At 70.6% G+C, this 19,755-nt stretch carries 20 protein-coding genes; 10 read left to right on the top strand and 10 right to left on the bottom strand.

Annotated elements, in window-relative coordinates; all coding sequences use genetic code 11:
* On the top strand, nt 1-319 hold a 319-nt coding region (locus TX83_RS12090; protein ID WP_141233490.1), incomplete at its 5' end, for an energy transducer TonB.
* Between the two features lie 120 nt (nt 320-439).
* Complete coding sequence (locus TX83_RS12085) at nt 440-1,063, top strand: energy transducer TonB (protein ID WP_064748200.1); 624 nt, start codon at nt 440-442, stop codon at nt 1,061-1,063.
* Between the two features lie 218 nt (nt 1,064-1,281).
* Here TX83_RS12085 and aroA read toward each other — a convergent pair whose 3' ends face one another.
* From aroA to serC, 4 genes are all read right to left on the bottom strand, one after another.
* On the bottom strand, nt 1,282-2,604 hold the full coding sequence (gene aroA / locus TX83_RS12080; RefSeq protein ID WP_064748199.1) for a 3-phosphoshikimate 1-carboxyvinyltransferase: 1,323 nt from the start codon (nt 2,602-2,604) through the stop codon (nt 1,282-1,284).
* Nucleotides 2,601-3,803 carry a histidinol-phosphate transaminase gene (gene hisC, locus TX83_RS12075; RefSeq protein WP_075575134.1) on the bottom strand — a complete coding sequence of 401 codons (1,203 nt, stop codon included), beginning with the start codon at nt 3,801-3,803 and terminating at the stop codon, nt 2,601-2,603. Before hisC ends, aroA begins: the two co-directional genes overlap by 4 nt.
* Entirely contained in the window at nt 3,800-5,023 is a 1,224-nt protein-coding gene (gene pheA, locus TX83_RS12070; protein ID WP_064748197.1) for a prephenate dehydratase, read from the bottom strand. Before pheA ends, hisC begins: the two co-directional genes overlap by 4 nt.
* A gap of 137 nt (nt 5,024-5,160) precedes the next feature.
* Nucleotides 5,161-6,246, bottom strand: a complete 1,086-nt coding sequence (serC, locus tag TX83_RS12065) for a 3-phosphoserine/phosphohydroxythreonine transaminase (RefSeq protein WP_064748196.1) — start codon at nt 6,244-6,246, stop codon at nt 5,161-5,163.
* A gap of 158 nt (nt 6,247-6,404) precedes the next feature.
* Between serC and msrP the strand changes: the two genes are divergently transcribed.
* Both msrP and msrQ read left to right on the top strand, forming a co-directional pair.
* Nucleotides 6,405-7,376, top strand: a complete 972-nt coding sequence (msrP, locus tag TX83_RS12060) for a protein-methionine-sulfoxide reductase catalytic subunit MsrP (RefSeq protein WP_064748195.1) — start codon at nt 6,405-6,407, stop codon at nt 7,374-7,376.
* Between the two features lie 104 nt (nt 7,377-7,480).
* Complete coding sequence (gene msrQ / locus TX83_RS12055; protein ID WP_064748201.1) at nt 7,481-8,095, top strand: protein-methionine-sulfoxide reductase heme-binding subunit MsrQ; 615 nt, start codon at nt 7,481-7,483, stop codon at nt 8,093-8,095.
* 341 nt (nt 8,096-8,436) lie between these two features.
* On the opposite strand, the gene TX83_RS12050 is transcribed toward msrQ, so the two are convergent.
* Nucleotides 8,437-9,240 (bottom strand): FHA domain-containing protein, encoded by an 804-nt coding sequence (locus TX83_RS12050; RefSeq protein WP_064748194.1) that lies wholly within the window; start codon nt 9,238-9,240, stop codon nt 8,437-8,439.
* Nucleotides 9,241-9,350: 110 nt separating this feature from the next.
* Here TX83_RS12050 and TX83_RS12045 point away from each other — a divergent pair, with 110 nt between their 5' ends.
* Nucleotides 9,351-9,626, top strand: coding sequence for a polyhydroxyalkanoic acid system family protein (locus TX83_RS12045; protein WP_064748193.1), 276 nt, complete (start codon nt 9,351-9,353; stop codon nt 9,624-9,626).
* A 77-nt stretch (nt 9,627-9,703) separates the two neighbouring features.
* On the opposite strand, the gene TX83_RS12040 is transcribed toward TX83_RS12045, so the two are convergent.
* Nucleotides 9,704-10,426 carry an FFLEELY motif protein gene (locus TX83_RS12040; RefSeq protein WP_064748192.1) on the bottom strand — a complete coding sequence of 241 codons (723 nt, stop codon included), beginning with the start codon at nt 10,424-10,426 and terminating at the stop codon, nt 9,704-9,706.
* 139 nt (nt 10,427-10,565) lie between these two features.
* Between TX83_RS12040 and TX83_RS12035 the strand changes: the two genes are divergently transcribed.
* The 3 genes from TX83_RS12035 (at nt 10,566) to TX83_RS12025 (ending at nt 14,001) form a co-directional block, all read left to right on the top strand.
* Nucleotides 10,566-11,870, top strand: a complete 1,305-nt coding sequence (locus TX83_RS12035; RefSeq protein ID WP_064748191.1) for a patatin-like phospholipase family protein — start codon at nt 10,566-10,568, stop codon at nt 11,868-11,870.
* Nucleotides 11,871-12,073: 203 nt separating this feature from the next.
* Nucleotides 12,074-12,652: a phasin family protein gene (locus tag TX83_RS12030; RefSeq protein WP_261370116.1), complete on the top strand. Its 579-nt coding sequence runs from the start codon at nt 12,074-12,076 to the stop codon at nt 12,650-12,652.
* A 275-nt stretch (nt 12,653-12,927) separates the two neighbouring features.
* Entirely contained in the window at nt 12,928-14,001 is a 1,074-nt protein-coding gene (locus TX83_RS12025; RefSeq protein ID WP_064748190.1) for a restriction endonuclease, read from the top strand.
* Between the two features lie 562 nt (nt 14,002-14,563).
* On the opposite strand, the gene TX83_RS12020 is transcribed toward TX83_RS12025, so the two are convergent.
* Complete coding sequence (locus TX83_RS12020; RefSeq protein ID WP_064748189.1) at nt 14,564-16,552, bottom strand: SDR family oxidoreductase; 1,989 nt, start codon at nt 16,550-16,552, stop codon at nt 14,564-14,566.
* A 154-nt stretch (nt 16,553-16,706) separates the two neighbouring features.
* Between TX83_RS12020 and TX83_RS12015 the strand changes: the two genes are divergently transcribed.
* Together TX83_RS12015 and TX83_RS12010 are read left to right on the top strand one after the other, a co-directional pair.
* Nucleotides 16,707-16,964 (top strand): acyl-CoA-binding protein, encoded by a 258-nt coding sequence (locus TX83_RS12015; RefSeq protein ID WP_064748188.1) that lies wholly within the window; start codon nt 16,707-16,709, stop codon nt 16,962-16,964.
* Nucleotides 16,965-16,999: 35 nt separating this feature from the next.
* A complete protein-coding gene (locus TX83_RS12010; protein WP_064748187.1) occupies nt 17,000-17,626 on the top strand; it encodes a TetR/AcrR family transcriptional regulator in 627 nt (208 codons plus the stop codon).
* Between the two features lie 43 nt (nt 17,627-17,669).
* Here TX83_RS12010 and TX83_RS12005 read toward each other — a convergent pair whose 3' ends face one another.
* The 3 genes from TX83_RS12005 to TX83_RS11995 form a co-directional block, all read right to left on the bottom strand.
* Nucleotides 17,670-18,332: a phosphoribosylanthranilate isomerase gene (locus tag TX83_RS12005; RefSeq protein WP_064748186.1), complete on the bottom strand. Its 663-nt coding sequence runs from the start codon at nt 18,330-18,332 to the stop codon at nt 17,670-17,672.
* Entirely contained in the window at nt 18,329-19,168 is an 840-nt protein-coding gene (gene truA / locus TX83_RS12000; RefSeq protein WP_064748185.1) for a tRNA pseudouridine(38-40) synthase TruA, read from the bottom strand. Before truA ends, TX83_RS12005 begins: the two co-directional genes overlap by 4 nt.
* Before the next feature lie 55 nt (nt 19,169-19,223).
* The coding region (locus tag TX83_RS11995) for a FimV/HubP family polar landmark protein (protein ID WP_315851266.1) at nt 19,224-19,755 on the bottom strand (532 nt) is incomplete at its 5' end.

Below are 19,755 nucleotides of genomic sequence, written 5' to 3'. Positions count from 1 at the left end.
GGCCGCGCCGCCGAGCAGCGCGCCGGCGGCCCCCAGCGGCGCCCGCACGGCGGCCTCCGCCCTGCCCGGCAACCGCGCCCCGCAGTACCCGGCGCAGGCGCTGCGCCGCGGCGAAGCCGGCACGGTGCGGATCCGGGTCGAGGTGACCGAGTCCGGCGATGTCGGCAGCCTGGAAGTGGCCGAAGGCAGCGGTTCGCGCCTGCTCGATCGCGCCGCGCTGGCGGCGGTGCGGCAATGGCGGTTCCGCCCGGCCACCCGCGGCGGCCGCCCGGTCGCCGACACGGTGATCGTGCCGATCACCTTCAACGCCAATCAGTAAGCGCGAACTGCGTCGCAGGATCGCGCCGCGCTTACGCGGTGTTCACCCCTGGCTAACCTGCGCGCCGGGAAGCTCGGCCGGCGCTCCCGCCCCCGGGGAACGCACGCAAGGGACCCGTTCATGACCGCAATCCAGTCTTTCGAGCCGGCGGCGCCCGCCGCCGGCTCCGAGCGCGACGCCGCCGAAGCCCCGGCCGCGTACGCATCCTCCAGCACCGGCCTGTGGTTGCTGCTGATCCTGCTCGGCGGCGCCTTCATGGGCTGGTACTACTACGGCAAGCGGCCGGTGGCGCGTCCGCCGGCGCCGGCGATGCCGCTGGTGGTGCTGCCGCCGATCGACCGCCCCGGCGAGGCCGCGCCGCTCGACGAGCACGGTACGCCGGCGCGGCTGGCCGTGCGCCGGGTCGGCCCGATGTCGCCGACGCAGAGCGCCGCCGCCAACGCGGCGCTGCCGGCGCTGGCGGTGGTCACTGCCGCCCGCCCGTTGTTCGACCGCAGCCCGGAACCGGACTACCCGCCGACCGCCCTGCGCCGCGGCGAAGGCGGCACGGTGGTGGTGCGGATCGAAGTCGGCGCCGACGGCGTGCCGGGCGAGGTCGGCCTGGCGCGGCGCAGCGGCTCGCGCGAGCTGGACCGCGCGGCGCTGGCGGCGGTGCGCGACTGGCGCTTCCGCCCGGCGACCCGCGACGGCACGGAAGTGGCGTCGGTGGTGGAACAGCCGGTGGAGTTTCGGCCGCGGCAGTGAATCGAAGACGAGATCGGATGCGAGAACGGCGGCCTGGGGCCGCCGTTTTTGTTTTGGGGACGATCGCGGGCTGAGCGTCCTCCCGCGGCGCAGGCGGATAACGCGCCCGATTCGGTCGACGCAGGCGCCCGCCCCCTTTTGCGAAGGGGGCGAATGGTCTTGCATCACCGGCCGGCAACGCCGGCGTCGGCGCCCTGCGCAGGGGGCGCCGGCTGTCGTTACGCCGGATCGACCCGCATGCCGGCTTGCGCCGCCAAGGCTTCGAAGCCGGGGAACGAGGTGGCGACGTTGGCGACGTCGCCGATCCGCACCGCACCGCGGGCGCACTGTGCGGCGACGGCGAAGCTCATCGCGATGCGATGGTCGCCGAGGCTGTCGACTTCGCCGCCGTGCAATGCGCCGCCGTCGATGATCGCGCCGTCCGGGGTCTCTTCGATGCGCGCGCCCAGGGCCCGCAGGCCGGCGGCCATGCTGGCGATGCGGTCGGACTCCTTGACCCGCAGCTCGGCGGCGCCGCTGACCACGGTGCGCCCCTGGGCCAGCGCGGCGGCGACGAACAGCGCCGGGAACTCGTCGATCATGTCCGGCACCAGCGCCTGCGGCACCTCGACGCCGCGCAGCGGCGCGTGGCGCACGCGCAGGTCGGCGACCGGTTCGCCGCCTTCGCTGCGCGGGTTCTGCTCGACGATGTCGGCGCCCATCAGGCGCAACGCGGCGAGCAGGCCGGTGCGGCGCGGATTCATGCCGACCGCGTCCAGCACCAGGTCCGAGCCCGGCACCACGCTGGCGGCGACCAGGAAGAACGCGGCCGATGAGAAATCGGCCGGTACCGCGACGTCGGTGGCGCGCAGCGCATGGCCGCCGCGCAGGCGCGCGTAGCCGGGCGCGAACTCGATCGGCCAGCCGAACGCGGCCAGCATGCGTTCGGTGTAGTCGCGGGTTGGGTGCGGTTCGTGCACCACGGTTTCGCCCTGCGCGTACAGGCCGGCCAGCAGCAGCGCCGACTTCACCTGCGCGCTGGCCACCGGCAAGGTGTATTCGATGCCCTGCAGCGCGCGGCCGCCGTGGATGCGCAGCGGCGGCAGGCCGCCGTCCTGGGTGTCGATGCGCGCGCCCATCGCCGCCAGCGGTTCGGTCACGCGCCGCATCGGCCGCTTGGACAGCGAGGCATCGCCGATCAGCACGCTGTCGAAGGCCTGCCCCGCCAGCACGCCGGCGAGCAGGCGCATGCCGGTGCCGGCATTGCCGCAGTCCAGCGCCGCGTCGCTGCCGCGCAGGCCGTGCAGGCCGACGCCATGGACGATGCGTTCGCTGGCGCTCGGGGTTTCGATGCGCACGCCCAGGCGTTCGAACACCTTGGCGGTGGCGCGGGTGTCCTCGCCTTCGAGGAAACCGGTGACGCGGGTGACGCCGTCGGCCAGCGCGCCGAGCATGATCGCGCGGTGCGAGACCGACTTGTCGCCGGGCACGCGCAGGCGGCCGCGCAGGGGCGAGCCGGCCACGGCGGTCCAGGCCTGTTGCAGTTCGGTCGCGGCGCTCATGCCAACACCTCGTCCAGCGCGGCCAGCAGGCGGCGGTTCTCGTCGGGCGAGCCGACGCTGATGCGGATGCAGTCGGCCAGGCCGTAGCCGCCCATCGGCCGCAGGATCACCCCGCGCTCGACCAGGGCCGCTTCGACCTGCGGCGTGCGCGCGCCGAATTCGGCCAGGACGAAGTTGGTCTGCGACGGGAACGCGCGCAGGCCGCGCGCGCTCAAGGCGTCGCTGAGCGCAGCGCGCTGCTCGGCGTTGCGCGCGCAGGCCCAGCGCAGGTGTTGCTCGTCGCCGAGCGCGGCTTCGCAGGCGGCCAGCGCCGGGCCGTTGACGTTGAAGCTTTCGCGCAGGCGGTCCATCACCGCGATCAGCCCGGCTTGCGCGATCAGATAGCCCACGCGCAGGCCGGCCAGGCCGTAGGCCTTGCTGAAGGTGCGGGTCACCGCGACGTTGGGATAGCGATCCAGCACGCTCAGCGCGCTGGCGTAGTCCGGCGCCTCCGCCATCTCGGCGTAGGCTTCGTCCATGACCACGATGACCTGGGGCGGGATCTTGTCCAGGAACGCGACCAGCGCGTCGCGGCCGAACCAGGTGCCGGTCGGGTTGTTCGGGTTGGCGACGTACACCAGCTTGGTGTCCGCGCTCACCGCTGCGGCGATCGCGTCGAGGTCGTGGCCGCAAGGCATCGCCGCCTCTCGCGGCAGCGCGTCGACGATGCGCATCGCCGCGCCCGCGGCCTGGGTGGCGAGCGCGAACACGGCGAAGCCATACCGCGAGAACACCACTTCCTGGCCCGGTCCGGCGAACACCTGGCCGAGTTGCATCAGCAATTCGTGCGAACCGTTGCCGAGCAGGATCTGCTTGACGTCCACCCCGTGCTTGCGCGCCAGCGCGCGCTTGAGGTCGCCGCCGAGCGGATCGGGATAGCGGTGCAGCGCGTGCAGCGAATCCAGGATCGCTGCGCGCGCGGCCGGCGACGGGCCGTAGGGGTTCTCGTTCGAGCCCAGTTCGACCAGGTTCGCTTCGCCGTAGCGACGGCGCAGCGCGACCAGATCGTGGCCGGGGTCGTAAGCCTTGAGCCGCTGCACGCCCGGCTGGGCGCGCGCGGCGAACCAAGCTTCGTCGAAGCCGGCTTCGACGACGCGGGCCTGATCGACGCGGGCCTGGTCCATAGCCGGCGCGGCCGATTGCGGGGCCGGCTGGCTCATGCGATCGCCACCGGGTAGGAACCGAGCACCTTGACCTCGTGGGCCAGATCCTGCAGCTCCTCCAAGGCCTCGCGCATCGCGTCTTCCTGCACGTGGCCGCCGATGTCGACGAAGAACGCGTACTGCCAGCGGCCGGTATGGCCCGGGCGCGATTCGATCCGGTTCATGCTCAGGCCGCGCTTGGCGAACGGCGACAGCACGTTGTACAGCGCGCCGGGCTGGTCCTTGATGAAGATCAGCAGCGAGGTGCGGTCGTTGCCCGAGGGCGAGAACAGCTCGCGGCCGATGACCAGGAAGCGGGTGGTGTTGTCCGGCCGGTCTTCGATCGGCCCGGCCACGCTGCGCAGCCCGTACACGGTCGCGGCGGCGACGCCGGCGATCGCCGCCGCGTCGTCGGCGTTGCGCGCGCGGCGCGCGGCTTCGGCGTTGCTGGCGACCGGAATCTTCTCCGCCTTGGGCAGGTACTGGCGCAGCCAGGCCTTGCACTGGGCGAAGGACTGCGGATGCGAATACACCCGTTCGATGTCCTCGATCCGGCCGCTGCGCGAGAGCAGGTGCTGGTGCACGCGCAACTCGACTTCGCCGCTGATCTTGAGCCTGGAGGTCAGGAACATGTCCAGGGTGGACTGAATCGTGCCCTGGGTAGAGTTCTCCACCGGCACCACGCCGAAGTCGGCGTTGCCGGCTTCGACCTCCTGGAACACCTCTTCGATGCTCGACAGCGGCAGGCCGTGGATCGAATGGCCGAAATGCTTGTACACCGCCTGCTGCGAATGCGTGCCTTCCGGGCCGAGGAAGCCGATCTTGAGCGGCTCCTGCTGGGCCAGGCAGGCGGACATGATTTCGCGGAACAACCGCACCAGCACTTCGTCGTTGAGCGGACCGTCGTTGCGGTCGACCACCCGGCGCAGCACCTGCGCCTCGCGCTCGGGGCGGTAGTAGTCCACTGCCGCCGCCAGCTTGCCCTTGGCCTTGCCGACCTGGTTGGCGAACTGGGCGCGCTCACCGATCAGCTGCTGGATGTGGCGGTCGATGCCGTCGATGCGTTCGCGCAGGGTGGCGAGGTCGGGAATCGCGGCCGCAGGCGCCGATTCTTCGAGCTTCGCCGCCTTCGGCGGGACGGCGGCCTGCTTCTGCGCCGCGCGCTTGGCGGCGGGCTTGCCGGGCTTGGCCGGCTTGCTGGTATCGGATTGCTTGGTCTTGCGGGACTTGTCGTTCATGGTCGTCTCATCGCTTCCGAAGGCGGTCGCCGCCGAACCTGGCGGATGGTGTGCCTCCGGATCGCCAGCCCGGCCGTCCTGGCCGGGCGCATGCCGCCGCGGCCGATGCCGGTGAGGCATCGGCCCTGCGCGGCGGCTCAGCCGTGCCGCTTCTGGAAATCCTGCATGAACGAGGCCAGCGCCTGCACGCCCGCTTCCGGCATTGCGTTATAGATCGAGGCGCGCATGCCGCCGAGGGCGCGATGGCCCTTGAGCGAGATCAGGCCGGCGGCTTCGGCTTCCTTCAGGAACGGCTTGTCCAGCGCTTCGTCCTTGAGGAAGAACGGCACGTTCATGCGCGAACGCACCGCGGCGGCGACTTCGTTGCGGTAGAAGCCGCCGGAGTTGTCGATCGTCTTGTACAGCAGCTCGGCCTTGCGCGCGTTGCGCTTGGCGAACTCGGCCACGCCGCCTTCGGCCAGCATCCACTTGAACACCAGCCCGGCCAGGTACCAGTTCCAGGTCGGCGGGGTGTTGAGCATCGACTCGCCCTTGACGTGGGCGCGGTAATCGAAGATCTCCGCGCGCGGCTGGCCGGCGCGCTCGAGCAGCTCGCGCCTGATGATCACCACGCTGACGCCGACCGGGCCGAGGTTCTTCTGCGCGCCGGCGTAGATCACCCCGAACTTGGACACGTCGACCGGCTCGGCGGCGATCGAGGAGCTGAAGTCGGCGATCAGCGGCACGTCGCCGACGTCCGGTACGTCGCGGAACTCGACGCCGTGGATGGTCTCGTTGGCGGTGTAATGCACGTAGGCCGCATCGGCGGACAGGTTCCACTCCGCCCGCGCCGGGATGTCGCGGAAGCCGCCGGCCTCGCCGTTGGCGGCGACGTTGGCGCTGACGTAGGGCTTGACCTGCTTGAGCGCGGTCTTGCCCCAGTGCCCGGTGACCACGTAGTCCGCCGTCTGGCCGGGATTGGCGAAGTTGAGCGCGATCAGCGCCTGCTGCGCGGTCGCGCCGCCCTGCAGGAACAGCACCGCGTAATCGTCCGGAATCGACATCAGGGTGCGCAGATCGCGCTCGGCCTCGGCGGCGACCTGGATGAACTCGGGGCCGCGGTGGCTGAGCTCGACGATCGAGGCCCCGGCGTTGTTCCACTCCAGCATCTCCGACTGCGCCTGCAGCAAGACCGATTCGGGCAGGGTCGCGGGACCGGCACTAAAGTTGAACGCGCGGGACATCGGAGGCTCCGTGGATGGGGGGTTGGCCCCTCAGTATGCCGCAGTGCAACACCCTGTGCGCCTCCGTTTCGTGCGCAACTTTTGCCCCCTCGGGCGCCTCTATGCTGGTAACGGGTCCGCTTGCCTTCGCGACCCCGCCGACCGCCCCGGAGTCCCCCATGTCGTTGCGTTCCGCCCTGAACATTCCCGCCTCGCAGATCACCGACGAGACCGTCTACCGCGAGCGCCGCCGGCTGCTCGGCGCGCTGACCCTGAGCCCCGCCCTGGCCCTGTCCGGCTGCGCCGAGGCCGAGCCCCCGCCGCCGCCGGCCGGCCGGCCGCTGAGCCCGGAGCAGGCCCGCGCGGGATTCCGCACCGACGAACCCCTGACCCGCTTCGAGGACGTCACCACCTACAACAACTTCTACGAGTTCGGCACCGACAAGTCCGATCCCTCCAACGCGGCCAAGACCCTGCGCACCCGGCCGTGGACGGTCGCGGTCGGCGGCGCCTGCGCCAAGCCGGGCCGGTTCGGCCTGGAAGAGCTGATCAAAGGCCTTGCGCCCCAGGAGCGGGTCTACCGCCTGCGCTGCGTGGAAGGCTGGTCGATGGTGATCCCCTGGCTGGGGGTGCCGCTGGCCGACGTGCTCAAGCGCTTCGAACCGACCTCCAAGGCCAAGTACGTGGCCTTCACCACCCTCGCCGACCGCAAGCAGATGCCGGGCATCGCCTACCCCTCGATCGACTGGCCGTACCGCGAAGGCCTGCGCATCGACGAGGCCATGCACCCGCTGACCCTGCTCGCCACCGGCCTGTACGGCAAGCCGCTGCCGCAGCAGAACGGCGCGCCGCTGCGCCTGGTGGTGCCGTGGAAGTACGGCTTCAAGAGCATCAAGTCGATCGTCGCCATCACCTTCGTCGAGCACCGGCCGATGACCAGCTGGAACGATCTGCAGCCGAGCGAGTACGGGTTCTTTTCCAACGTCAACCCGAACGTGGACCATCCGCGCTGGAGCCAGAAGACCGAGCGCCGCATCGCCGGCACCGGCAGCAAGCTGTTCGCCGAGCGCATTCCGACCCGGTTGTTCAACGGCTACGGCGAGCAGGTCGCCGGCTTGTACGCGGGCATGAACCTGCGGACCTGGTTCTGATGGCCCAGGAATCCGCGCCGGCCGCGCCTTCGTCCGCCACCTCGCCTTCGCCCCCGCTGCGCCGGGGCGCCGCACCGCCGTCGAAACGCCGTACGCCGGTCGGCGTGATCGCGGCCAAGGCCCTCGTGCATGTCCTGGCGCTGACCCCGGCCGCGATCCTGGCCTGGCAGATCCGCGAGGAACTGGCCGGCCGCGGCGGCCTGGGCGCCGACCCGGTGGCCGAGATCGAGCACCGCCTCGGCCTGTGGGCGCTGCGCCTGCTGCTGATCGCGCTGGCGGTGACGCCGCTGCGCCAGCTCAGCGGCCAGCCGGTGCTGCTGCGCTTCCGCCGCCTGCTCGGGCTGTACGCGTTCTTCTACGCCAGCCTGCACCTGGCGGCGTACCTGATCCTGGACCTGAAGCAGTACTGGGCGCAGATCTTCGAAGAGATCGCCAAGCGCCCCTACATCACCGTCGGTTTCGCCGCCTGGCTGCTGCTGGTGCCGCTGGCGCTGACCTCGACCCAGGGCATGATGCGCCGGCTCGGCCGGCACTGGGGTCGGTTGCACAAGCTGGTCTACCCGATCGCCGTGCTGGCGGTGCTGCATTTCTGGTGGCTGGTGAAGTCCGACATCCGCGAGCCGCTGCTGTACGCAGCGATCCTGGCCGCGCTGCTGGGCTGGCGCCTATACAGGCGCGTCGCCGACGCGCGCCGGCGCAAGGCGGCGAAACCGCCGTAGGAGCGGCGTGAGCCGCGACAGCCGAAGCGACGATCGACGCGCGGCATTCGAAGCCTGATGCTTCGGGAAGACTTTACCCGGCGCATCGCCGATGCGCGGCGGCGAAACCGCCCCCTGTAGGAGCGGCGTGAGCCGCGACAGCCGAGGCGACGATCGACGCGCGGCATCCGAAGCCTGGCATCCGCAAATTTCGGGGTAGGAGCGGCGCAAGCCGCGACCGCCCGAAGCGGCGATCGACGCGCGGCGTCCGAAGCCCGATGCTTCGGAAAGACTTTATGAGGTCGACACTCTGAGTCGTCCGATCTTCGGGACGGACGCTTACGTACGCTTCTTCGCTTAACTCAGCGCGCGCCGTACAGCAGCAGCAGGCCGAGCAGGCCGGCCATCGCCACCGCGGCGAGCAGCAGCCAAGGCATGCGCCGCACCGAAGCCGGCAGCGCCGAAGGCGGCACCGGGCGTTCGTCGTTGGCCGCCGCTTCCTGCGCCAACTGCGCCTGCAAGGCTTCCGACGCACTGAGCTGGCGGGTCGGCGCTTCGATCACGAAGCGATGCTGGCCGTCGAGCAGCAACTGGTCGCCGGGCTTGAGCAGCGCATGGCGGACCGGGTTGCCGTTGACCACGCTGCCGTCGACCGAACCGACGTCGCGCAGGACCACGCCGTCGGCATGCGCCTCCAGGCGCGCGTGACGGTCGGCGAAGGCGGGTTCGTTGATGCGGATGTCGCAGTCGCCGGCGCGACCGATCACCCGCGGCTGGTCCAGGGTGTAGCAACGCCCGTGATGGATGCCGCCGACGCCGCGCACGACCATGCGCGAATCGGCCGGGATCTCGACCCCGAACGGCGGCGCCGGTTCCGGCTTGTCGTCGACCAGCAGCAGTTCGACGCCGTCGAGAAAGATCGCGTCGCCGGCGCGCAGCATGGCCATGCGCTTCACCGGCCGACCGTTGACGTGCAGGCCGCGCAGGCCTTCGCGCACCTGCAGCCAGATGCCGCGGCGGTCGACGCTGAGCTGGGCGATCGCCGCGCCGGCGTCCTCCACCAGCACGGCGCGGCCGGCGGCGTCGCGGCCGATCGCATGCACGCCGGCCCGCAAGGGCAGGTCGGCATGTTCGCGGTTCGGGTATCGGAGTTTGAGTGCGCTCACGCTGCGGGAATCTAGCAGGTTGTCGCACGCCGCACACCCCGCCGCGCCGGCCTGCTTGGATGCGCCCGCCCCTGCCCGCACAATAAGCGGTTCCAGGGAGAACCCAGACCATGTCCAGCATCGATATCCGCCACCCCCATTCGCTGGCTCCGGCCAAGGCCCGCAAGGCCGTCGAGGAAGTCGCGAAGAAACTCGCCGAACGCTTCGACGTCGAATACGACTGGGTCGGCGACACGCTCAACTTCGTCCGCAGCGGCGTCGACGGCAAGATCGACCTCAAGCCGAACCAGTTGCACGTGACCGCCCAACTCGGCTTCCTGCTCGGCGCGCTCAAGGGGCCGATCGAGTCGGAGATCCGCCGCGTGCTCGAGGAGCGGTTCAAGTAAGTACGGCGGGGATTCGGGATTCGGTAAAGCGGTTCGGTCCCGGCCCGAAGCGGCGCGCAGCCGGGCGGACGACGCGGTCAGTCCGGTTCGGGACAGGGCGCCGGGTGACCGGCGAACAGGCGCTCGGACACGGTGCGTTCGTCCAGTTCGATCTCGGCGATGAACTCGCGCACGTCGCCGAGTTCGCCGAAGGCGACGAAGCCCCGCTCGAGGAAGCCCTGCAGTTCCGACAGACCGGCCGCGCGCGCCGGGCCGCGCGAGAATTTCAACAGGGTGCGGATGCCCGGCATGCGCACCGCCCGGCCCAAGCCCAGGCCGACGCCGCCGATCAGGTCGATCTGGCGCGCACGCAGCCGCGGCAGGCCGCACTCGCGATACGCCTGCGCGTACAGCGCCCGGTCCAGCCGCTGCCGGCGCGGCGCCAGCCGGTGCAGGCACTGCGCCATGCGCAGGTCGAAGGCCTGGGTCAGCACGCCGAGCTCGATCGCATCGGCCACCGTGCCCAGCAGCGGCCCCGGCAACAGCTTCTGCATCATCGGCAGGACCCGGGCGATGTCGGCGTCGCGGCGGCTGAAGTCGCGGTCGTTGTAGACGTCGCTGAGGAAGAACTGCGCCGCCGGGCGCCGCCGCGGGTCGCGCAGGAAGCGGTCGAAGCTGGCCTCCAGCCGCCGCGCCTGCCAGCGCCGCAGTTCCGCCAGCCAGCGCAGGCGGTTGCGCGGCTCGCGCTCGGGATCGTGCAGCGCCTGATGCCGGGCCAGCAGGCAGCCCATGCGTCGGCTGGTGTCGGTCGTCCTGGCCATCTGCCGCGGATCATCGCGGCCGGACGGCCGTCCCGCAAGCCGGCCGCGGCCGCCTACGACCATCGTCCGGGGCCCCTGGCGCGCCCGCCGTCCTGGGCTACACTCGACCGAATTCCGCCAGGGCCGTGCCGCCGATCACATGCTGTCACTCCACTCCGCCCGCCACCGGGCGAGCCGTAAAGCCGGCGCGAACGGCGGCGCCAAGCATGCGCCGGCCGGCCCCAAAATCGGCCTGGCGATCGCCGGCGGCGGCCCCATCGGCGGCATGTACGAGCTCGGCGCGCTGCGCGCCCTGGACGAGGCGATCGAAGGCCTCGACCTGACCCGGCTGGACTGTTACGTCGGCGTCAGCAGCGGCGCCTTCCTCGCCGCCGGCCTGGCCAACCGCATGGACACGGCCGAGATGTGCCGGATCTTCGTCACTGGCGACAGCGCCGACGTCGAATTCCGCCCCGAAACCTTCCTGCGCCCGGCCTTCCTCGAATACGTCAAGCGCGCGGCGAGCTTCCCGCGCCTGGCCGCGGAATGGTGGCGCGAACTGCTGTTCTCGCCGCTGGAGGCGCGCTGGTCGGACCTGATCACCCGGTTCGGCGGGCTGATCCCCAACGGCCTGTTCGACAACGCCGAGGTCGAGCGCTTCCTGCGCGAAGTCTTCACCCGCCGCGGCCGCAGCAACGATTTCCGCGAGCTCGACGCCAAGCTGTACGTGGTCGCGGTCGACATCGACAGCGGCGACGCGGTGCGCTTCGGCGGCGACGGCTGGGACCAGGTGCCGATCTCGCAGGCGGTGCAGGCCAGCGCCGCCCTGCCCGGCCTGTATCCGCCGGTGGAGATCGGCGGCCGCCACTTCGTCGACGGCGCCCTGCGCCGCACCATGCATGCCTCGCTGGTGCTGGAACAGGGCATCGACCTGCTGATCGGGATCAATCCGCTGGTGCCGTTCAACCACGCCCAGGGCGCGCCGGTGGTCAGCGAAGACCGCAGCCTGGCCGCGGGCGGCCTGCCGGCGGTGTTGTCGCAGACCTTCCGCACCCTGCTGCAGTCGCGCATGCAGGTCGGGCTGGCGCGCTACGCCCAGCAGTACCCCGACATCGACCAACTGGTGTTCGAACCCAACGCCGAAGACCGCGAGCTGTTCTTCACCAACGCCTTCAGTTTCTCGGCCCGGCAGCGGATCTGCGAGATCGCCTACCGCAACACCCTGGCCGACCTGCGCCTGCGGGCCGACACCCTCGGCCCGCTGCTGGCCGCGCATGGGCTGCGCCTGCGCGAGGACGTGCTGGCCGACCGCGAACGCTCGATCCTCGACGGCATCGTCCCGCCCAAGCGCGACAGCGAAACCACCGCGCGCCTGCGTCGCGCGCTGGACGACGCCGAACGGCTGGTGGCCGGGCAGCAACAGCGCCGGCCGCGGCGCAGAGCGCCGCGCAAGCAGGCCGGCTGAGCGTCGGAACGAAGGCGGAAAACCGGCGGACGAGGACGCGCGCGCAGCGGTGAACGCCGTGATCGCGCCGCTTCGCGCCATAGACGGCGCCTGCGCGCGGAGACTCGTCGCCGGTGGCTCGGCCCCGCCGACGGGCTGGTGTGAATACTCTAGACAGCCGCTCCATCGTGACCTACAGCGCTCACCCTAATTACAGGACGTCCATGGCCGCCAAGTTCAAGAAGACCGCGAAGAAATCCACCGGCAAGAGCGGCGCCAAGCGCGGCGCGGACAAGCCGGGCGCGCAGGAGCAGGCCGAGCGCCTGTCCAAGACTCTCAGCGAGTCGGCGCAGCAGATCTGGCTGGCCGGCGTCGGCGCGTTCGGTCGCGCCCAGGCCGAGGGCACCAAGCTGTTCGAAGGCCTGGTCAAGGAAGGCCTGAACCTGGAGCAGACCGCGCGCAAGTTCACCGGCGGCCAGGCCGGCGCGCTGCGCGATGCGGTCGAGTCCAAGGTCGGCCAGGCGCGCGAGCGCGCATCCGACACCTGGGACCGCCTGGAGAAGGTGTTCGAGGACCGCGTCCAGCGCGCCCTGGTCAAGCTCGGCGTGCCGGGCCGCGACGACCTCAACGAACTCAGCGAGCGGGTCGAGAGCCTGACCCGCGAGCTGCGCCGCCAAGGCGGCGCGCCGGCCTCGCGCAAGGCGCCGGCCAAGGCCGCCGCCCAGCCGAAGCCGAAGAAGGCCGCCGCGGCCAAGAAGCCGCGCAAGTCGATCGCCAAGCCCAAGCCGCCGGTCGCACCGTAAATCCGCTCCATCCGCGTCGCGCGGCCCGCGCGATGCGACGCTTAAGCCCGCCAGTCCGCGCTTCCGTATGCTCCCCTCCCCTTACGGTTTCGGACTGGCGGGCTTTCTTATGCCCGACGCCGCCCTCTGAGGCCTTCACTAACCGCGGCTGCGCGCGTTGGGCGAAGGACGAGGCACACAAGACGCAGTGATTTCGCTAACTACATCGCAGTTTTTCGGACTGTGCTTCGTGGCAAACCCGTTATCCTCAGCGACTTTTATGGGCCCATCGTTGCATGTCGAGTTTTTCCCTGTGGGCCGCTGTCGCCGTCGCCCTGACGGTCGGGCTGGCGTCCACCGCTTATCTTTGGACCCATCGCCGGCAACGCACTGAAGTCGCGACCGGCGTCGCCGTGCTGGCCAAGATGCGCTGGCGCGAATTCGCGCGCCTGATCGTCGATGCGCTGCGCGAGCGCGGCTTCGAAGCCGAATCGGTCGAAGAATCCCTGGCCCGCGGCACCCAGGCCGAACTGCGCCTGCTGCGCGCGGGCAAGCCCTGGCTGCTGGCGTGCAAGCTGGGCGATGCCGACTACCGGGTCGCCGCCGCGACCGTGGCCGAGCTGGCCGACGCGGTGCGCTTCAACGGCGCCGCCGGCGGCATGCTGGTCACCACCGGCCGTTTCGACGCCAATTCCGAACGCGTCGCCAACGGGCTGGACCTCTACAGCGGCGCGACCTTGTGGGAACTGGTCGAACCGGTGCTGCCGGCCTCGACCCGGCACGAGGTCATCGCCGCCGCGCAGAAGCGCAGCATCCGCACCATTGCCATCGCCTGGGGCGGCGCGATCGCGCTGGGCCTGATCGCCGGTTTCGTGATGCCGCACCTGATGCCTGGCGAGGAGCCGCCGGCAGCGAGCGCCCCGGTCGAAACCGCAGCGCCGCCGGCGGAAGACGCCGCGCCGCCGATCGATTCGCCGACCGCCGCGGAACCGGCCCGTCCGGCACCGGCCACCGCGACGCCGGCGCCCGCACCGGCCGTCGATGCGCAAACGGCGCCGGCCGTCGCCCAACCGGCGCCGCGCGCACCAACTCCGGACACGACGACGCCCAATCACTCCAGCGGCAACGCCTCGGCCGACCGCGCCCAGGTCATCCGCAGCATCGGCACGCTGGATGGCGTCGAACGCGCATTGTGGTCGACGCCGTCGAACCTGCTGATCTATCGCCTGACCGACGCCACCCAGCAGGACATCGACCGGATCTGCACCGTGCTGGTGGCCTATCCCGAACTGCGCGCGTCGCGCGTGCAGCTGCAGCCGCCGCCGGGCAGCGCCTCGCGGGTGCGGTTCTTCCAATGCCGGGCGTATTGAGCTGAAGCTACGGCCGGCGCCGACGCCGGCCGGCGGCTTTTGCGGGAGCGGCGCAAGCCGCGCCAACCGCAGCCTCGTTCCACACGAACTCTGCGAAGCCCGGATCAAGGTGCCAGCCTGCGCACTCGGCGCCATGCATCCGGTCGGCGGACAGCTCCGCTCGCCCACACCGCTGCGGCGGTCGCGGCTCACGCCGCTCCTACAAGGGCTGGCGCGCGGCGGCTGTACGCTTTGTAGGAGCGGCGTCAGCCGCGACCAACCGAAGCTTTGCCCGGCGCGAGCGCTCCGAAGCCAGGACCAAGGGGCTGCCTGGCCCGGCAGGCACCGAGCGCCCGGTCTGCGCGCAACTCCGCTCACGTACACCGCAGCGGCGGTCGCGGCTCACGCCGCTCCTACGAGGGGGCGCGGCGGTGACGGCGCGGCGACGTACGGCGACACTTGCGCATGACCGGCATCGGGCGGCCTGGGCCGGCCGATGCCGGTCATGCGCTGAACATGCCCTATAACTGCACTCCGCTTGCCGGCCGGCCGCCTACCGGTTGGCCGCTTAACATCGCGGCGGTTACCAATGCACGCCGCGCATCAATGCGGCGAAGGCGATCTGCTCGTTGCTGGCGTGTTCGTCTTTGAGCCCCTTGCGGTCGCCCTTGGCGGCGGCCGAATCGGGGAACAGTTCGAACGCGGTGCTCATGACCACCTCGTAGGCCTTCGGCGCCAGGGCATTGACCACGCTGGCGAAGATGCCCAGGCGGGTGGCGATGCGGCTGGGCTTCTCGATGATGCCCTTGACCACCAGATCGGCGGCCTCGTCCGGGGTCAGGGTCGGCACGCTGTCGTACATCTTGGTCGGCGCGATCATCGGCGTCTTCACCAGCGGCATGTTGATGGTGGTGAAGCTGATGCCCTTGCCCGACAGTTCGCCCTGGGCGCAGCGGCTGAAGGCATCCAGCGCCGCCTTGGAGGCCACGTAGGCCGAGAACCGCGGCGAATTGGCCAGCACGCCGATCGAACTGATGTTGATGATGTGGCCCTTGCGGCGCTCGGTCATCTTCGGCATGAAGCCCATGATCAGGCGCAGGCTGCCGAAGTAGTTGAGCTGCATGGTGCGCTCGAAATCGTGGAAGCGGTCGTAGCTCAGTTCGATCGAGCGGCGGATCGAGCGGCCGGCGTTGTTGACCAGGATGTCGACGTGGCCGTGCTCGTCGAGGATGGTCTTGACCAGGCGGTCGCAGTCGGCCATGTCGGCCAGGTCGGCGGTGTAGGCGAACACCTTGCCGCCGGCGGCCTTCATCGCGTCGCGGGCCTTGAACAGTTCCTCCTCGCCGCGGGCGACGATGATCGTGATCGCACCGGCCGCGGCGACTTTCTCCGCGCTCGCCAGGCCGATGCCGGAAGAACCGCCGGTGATGACCACGACCTTGTTGCGCACCTTGCCCTTGAGGCTGCGGTCGACGAACAGGTCCGGGTCGAGGTGACGCTCCCAGTAGTCCCACAGGCGCCAGGCGTAGTCGTCCAGGCGCGGCACCTTGATCCCGCTGCCGCGCAGCGCGCGCTCGGTCTCGCGGTTGTCGAAACGGGTCGGATAGGTGATGAACTTCAAGGTTTCCTTGGGAATCTTGAAGTCGCGCAACAACATGCTGACGAAGCGCTTGACCGGCGGCAGGTTGCCGACCGCGCCGCGGATGCCGCTGGGCACGAAGGCGAACATGCGCGCGTCGATGCGCATGGTCATCTCCGGAGTGTGGCCGGCGCGGGCGAACACGTTGAGCACTTCGCCGACGCGCTGCGGCTCCGGATCGGTCAGGTGGAAGCAGTGGCCGTCGAGCTTGGGCTTGTGCGCGATGTGGTCCATCGCGTCGACCACGTAGTCGACCGGGATGATGTTGATCCGCCCGCCCTCGACGCCGAGCATCGGCATCCACGGCGGCAGCATCTCGCGCAGCTTCTTGAGGAAGGTGAAGAAGTAGTACGGCCCGTCGATCTTGTCCATCTCGCCGGTCTGCGAGTGGCCGACCACCATGCCCGGGCGGTAGATGCGCCACTTGATCCGCTTCTCGGCGCGCACCAATCCTTCGGAATCGTGCTTGGTGCGCAGGTAGGGGTCGTCCAGGCCTTCGGCTTCGTCGAACATGTCCTCGCGGAACACGCCCGGATACAGCCCGGCGGCGGCGATCGAGCTGGTGTGGTGGAAGCAGCCGACGTTGAGCGCGGCAGCCAGGTCCAGCGCATGCTGCGTGCCGTCGATGTTGGCCTCGCGCTGCGCGGCGACGCTGGCGGTCAGGTCGTAGATCGCGGCGAGGTGGAAGAAATGCTTGATCTTGCCGTTGAGCGCACGGATCTGCGCTGCGCTGAGGCCGCACTTGGCCTGGCTCATGTCGCCTGCGACCGGGATCACACGCTTGAGGTCCCAGCCCATCTTCTTGGCGATGGCGTCGAACTTCTTCTGCGAATCCTTGCGCACCAGCACGTGGATCGTGCCCTTGCGTTTCAGCAGGTTGCTGACGAGGAAGCGACCGATGAAGCCCGTCGCGCCGGTGACGAAATAGCTCATACCCCTCTCCTGGATGGCCGATCGGCCGCCACATCCGGCGGCGTCCCGCTACGGTGCCAGAGCCCGGGCGCGGTAACAATTCTTTTCCGTATTGACCGCCCCGGGGGCGCATGCTGTGATGCCCCTTCGCCCTGGTGCCCAGGAGAGGCCCGCCGTGTCCGATATCCAAGCCGCATTCGAACAAGCCGCCAAAGACGTGCAGTCGCTGCCCGAACGCCCCGACAACGACACCCTGCTGCGGTTGTACGCGCTGTACAAGCAGGGCGCCGACGGCGACGTCAGCGGCCCCAAGCCCGGTTTCTTCGACTTCGTCGGCACGGCCAAGTACGAGGCCTGGGAAAAACTCAAGGGCACCGCTCAGGCCGACGCGATGAAGAAGTACGTCGACCTGGTCAAGAAGCTGCGCGGCTGACGCCGCGCCGCCCGCCCCACGCCCCTGACCGCCCGATGGCGAAACAGACCCGCCAGCGCATCCTCGACAGCGCGTTGACCATGTTCAACGCGCAGGGCGAGCCGAACGTCACCACCAACCACATCGCCGACGAGCTGGAGATCAGCCCGGGCAATCTTTACTACCACTTCCGCAACAAGGACGACATCATCGAGCAGCTGTTCGCGCGCTTCGAGGAGCGCATGGACGCCGCGCTCGCCGCGCCGCAGGGGCGGCTGCCCGGGCTGGAGGACATCTGGCTGCAGCTGCACCTGGTGTTCGAGTGCATCTGGGACTATCGCTTCCTGTACCGCGACCTGGTCGAGATCCTCAGCCGCAACCGTCGCCTGCGCCTGCGCTTCGCCCGCATCCTCAAGCGCGCCGACGAACAGGCGCACCTGGTCATGCGCGGGCTGTCGCAGGCCGGGGTGATGCGCGCGTCCGGCGACGAATTGGCCGCGACCGCGACCAACGTGCTGGTGATCGCGACCTTCTGGCTCAACTACGCTTCCGCGCGCGGCGACAAGGACGAGCACGCCGCGATCCGCGACGGCATCGTCCAGGTCATGATGCTGCTGGCGCCGTTCCTGCGCGACGCCGAGCGCCTGCACCTGAACACGCTGATCCGCGCCTACCTGGACTGACGCCCGCGCTGCGCGCCGCGGCGTCCGGCCGACGCCGGGCGCCTCATTCGACGTGGCAGTCGGCGCGCCGCACTTCTTCGACGAAATGGCGCATCTTGTCGCCGTCCTTCAGGCCCGGCGCGCTCTCGATGCCGCTGGACACGTCCACGCCCCAGGGCAGGGTCGCCAGGATCGCTTCATACACGTTGTCCGGGGTGATGCCGCCGGCGAGCACGAAGGGTTTCTGCACCCCGACCGGAATCCGCTTCCAGTCGAAGGTCTTGCCGCTGCCGCCGCTGCCGCCGGCGGCGTGGCTGTCGAACAGGAAACCGGCCGCGCCGGGGAAGCGCGAATGCAGCGCCGCCGGATGCTGGTCGGCCAGTTCGCCGCCCATCGGAATGGCCTTCAGGTAGGGCACGCCGAAGCCGCGGCAGAAGGCGTCGTCCTCGTTGCCGTGGAACTGCAGCAGGCTCGGCCGGACTTGGCGCACGACTTCGCGCACCTCGTCGACCGGGTTGTCCATGAACAGGGCCACGGCGTCGACCAGCGGCGCCAGCGCCTGGCGCATCGCCCGCGCCTCCTCGGCCGCGACCCGGCGCGGACTGCCGGCGGCGAACACGAAGCCGATCGCGTCGGCGCCGAGCTCGCAGGCCAGGCGGACGTCGCCGGGGCGGGTGAAACCACAGAACTTGACGCGGGTACGGAACAGGGTGCGGGGCTGGCTCAAAGGGTGACCTCGGCGGGCAACTGGCAATCGGCGGGATAGCGCGGTCCGACGAACAGCAGGCCGGACGACGGCGCGGTCGGCCCGGCGACGGTCCGGTCGCGGCCGGCGAGCAGCTCGCCGATCCAGGCTTCCGGCTGCTCCCCGCGGCCGACCGGCAACAAGCTTCCGACAATGTTGCGCACCATATGGTGAAGAAAGGCGTTCGCCTGGACTTCGACCTCCACCACATCGCCGTCGCGCCGCACCGCGATGTACTGCAGGTCGCGCCGCGCATGCGGGGCCTGGCAGTGCACGGTGCGGAACGCGGAAAAGTCGTTTTCCCCCAGCAGGGCCTGGGCCGCCCGGTGCATGGCGTCGGCGTCCAACGGGCGCCGCTCCCAGGTCAGGTACTGGCGCTGCAGCGCCGGCCGTACCGGCCGGTTGAGGATCCGGTAGCGATAGCGGCGCGCCCGCGCCGAGAAGCGGGCGTGGAAGTCCGCGGCCACCGGCAGGCACCAGCGCACGCAAACCGAGGGCGGCAGGCGCGAGGTCGTGCCCAGCACCCACCCGCGCGGGTCGCGCTCGACCGGGCTGTCGAAATGCACCACCTGGCAGGACGCATGCACGCCGGCATCGGTACGGCCGGCGCAGACCACCTCGATCCGGGCGCCGGCGACGAAGGACAGCGCTTCTTCCAGGGTGGACTGGACCGTGGCCTCGCCGCGCCGGTCCGGCTCGCCCGGACGCACCAGGCGCTGCCAACCGGAAAACTCGCTGCCGTCGTACTCCACGCCCAGGGCGTAACGCCGCAGCGGCGCGGCTGCGGATTCCGGGGTTGGATTGTGTTCTACCGCCATTGCTCTCCGCCCTGCCCGCGCGGGCCGTCGGTTGTCCGGACTCGGAGGGTCCGGCTCAGCCCGAGGAAGCCTCGAGCTCGCGCAGCATCCGCGCCGCCTGCTGGCGCGCGGCGTGGTCGCCGTTGATCAAGACCTCGCCGAGCAGTTGCCGGGCGCTGCCCTCGTCGCCGAGGTCGAGGTAAGCGCGGGCCAGCTCGATGCGTTCCTGGCCCGGCGCGACCGCGGCTTCGGCCGGCACTGCGGCGGGCGCGTCCTGCTGAATCGGGCCGGTCGCCGCCGGCGCCGGCGTGTCCGCCGCCGATGCGGGCCGTTCGAGCTTGGGCTCGCTGCGCGGCAGAGGCGCGGCGCTGCGTGCGCTGCCGGCTTCGGCGGCGTGCCAGGTCGGCACCCGCTGCTGCGGAGCCGATTGCGGCTCCTGGCGCGGCGAGGTCCAGAACGGCGCCGTGGCCTGGCCCGGATCGGCCGCGACCGGGGTCTGCGCCGGGATCGGATCGGCGCGATGGTCGCCGCGGCGTTCGGCCGGGACCTCGCCGAGCAATTGCGCGACCGGGTCGACCAGTTCCGTTTCGGCGGCCGGCTCCGGCCCG

This window comes from Lysobacter antibioticus HS124, from assembly GCF_000336385.2.
GTDB classification, from domain to species: domain Bacteria; phylum Pseudomonadota; class Gammaproteobacteria; order Xanthomonadales; family Xanthomonadaceae; genus Lysobacter; species Lysobacter firmicutimachus.
The sequence above is the reverse complement of the archived record's forward strand: the minus strand, read 5'-3'. Positions and strand labels throughout refer to the sequence as shown.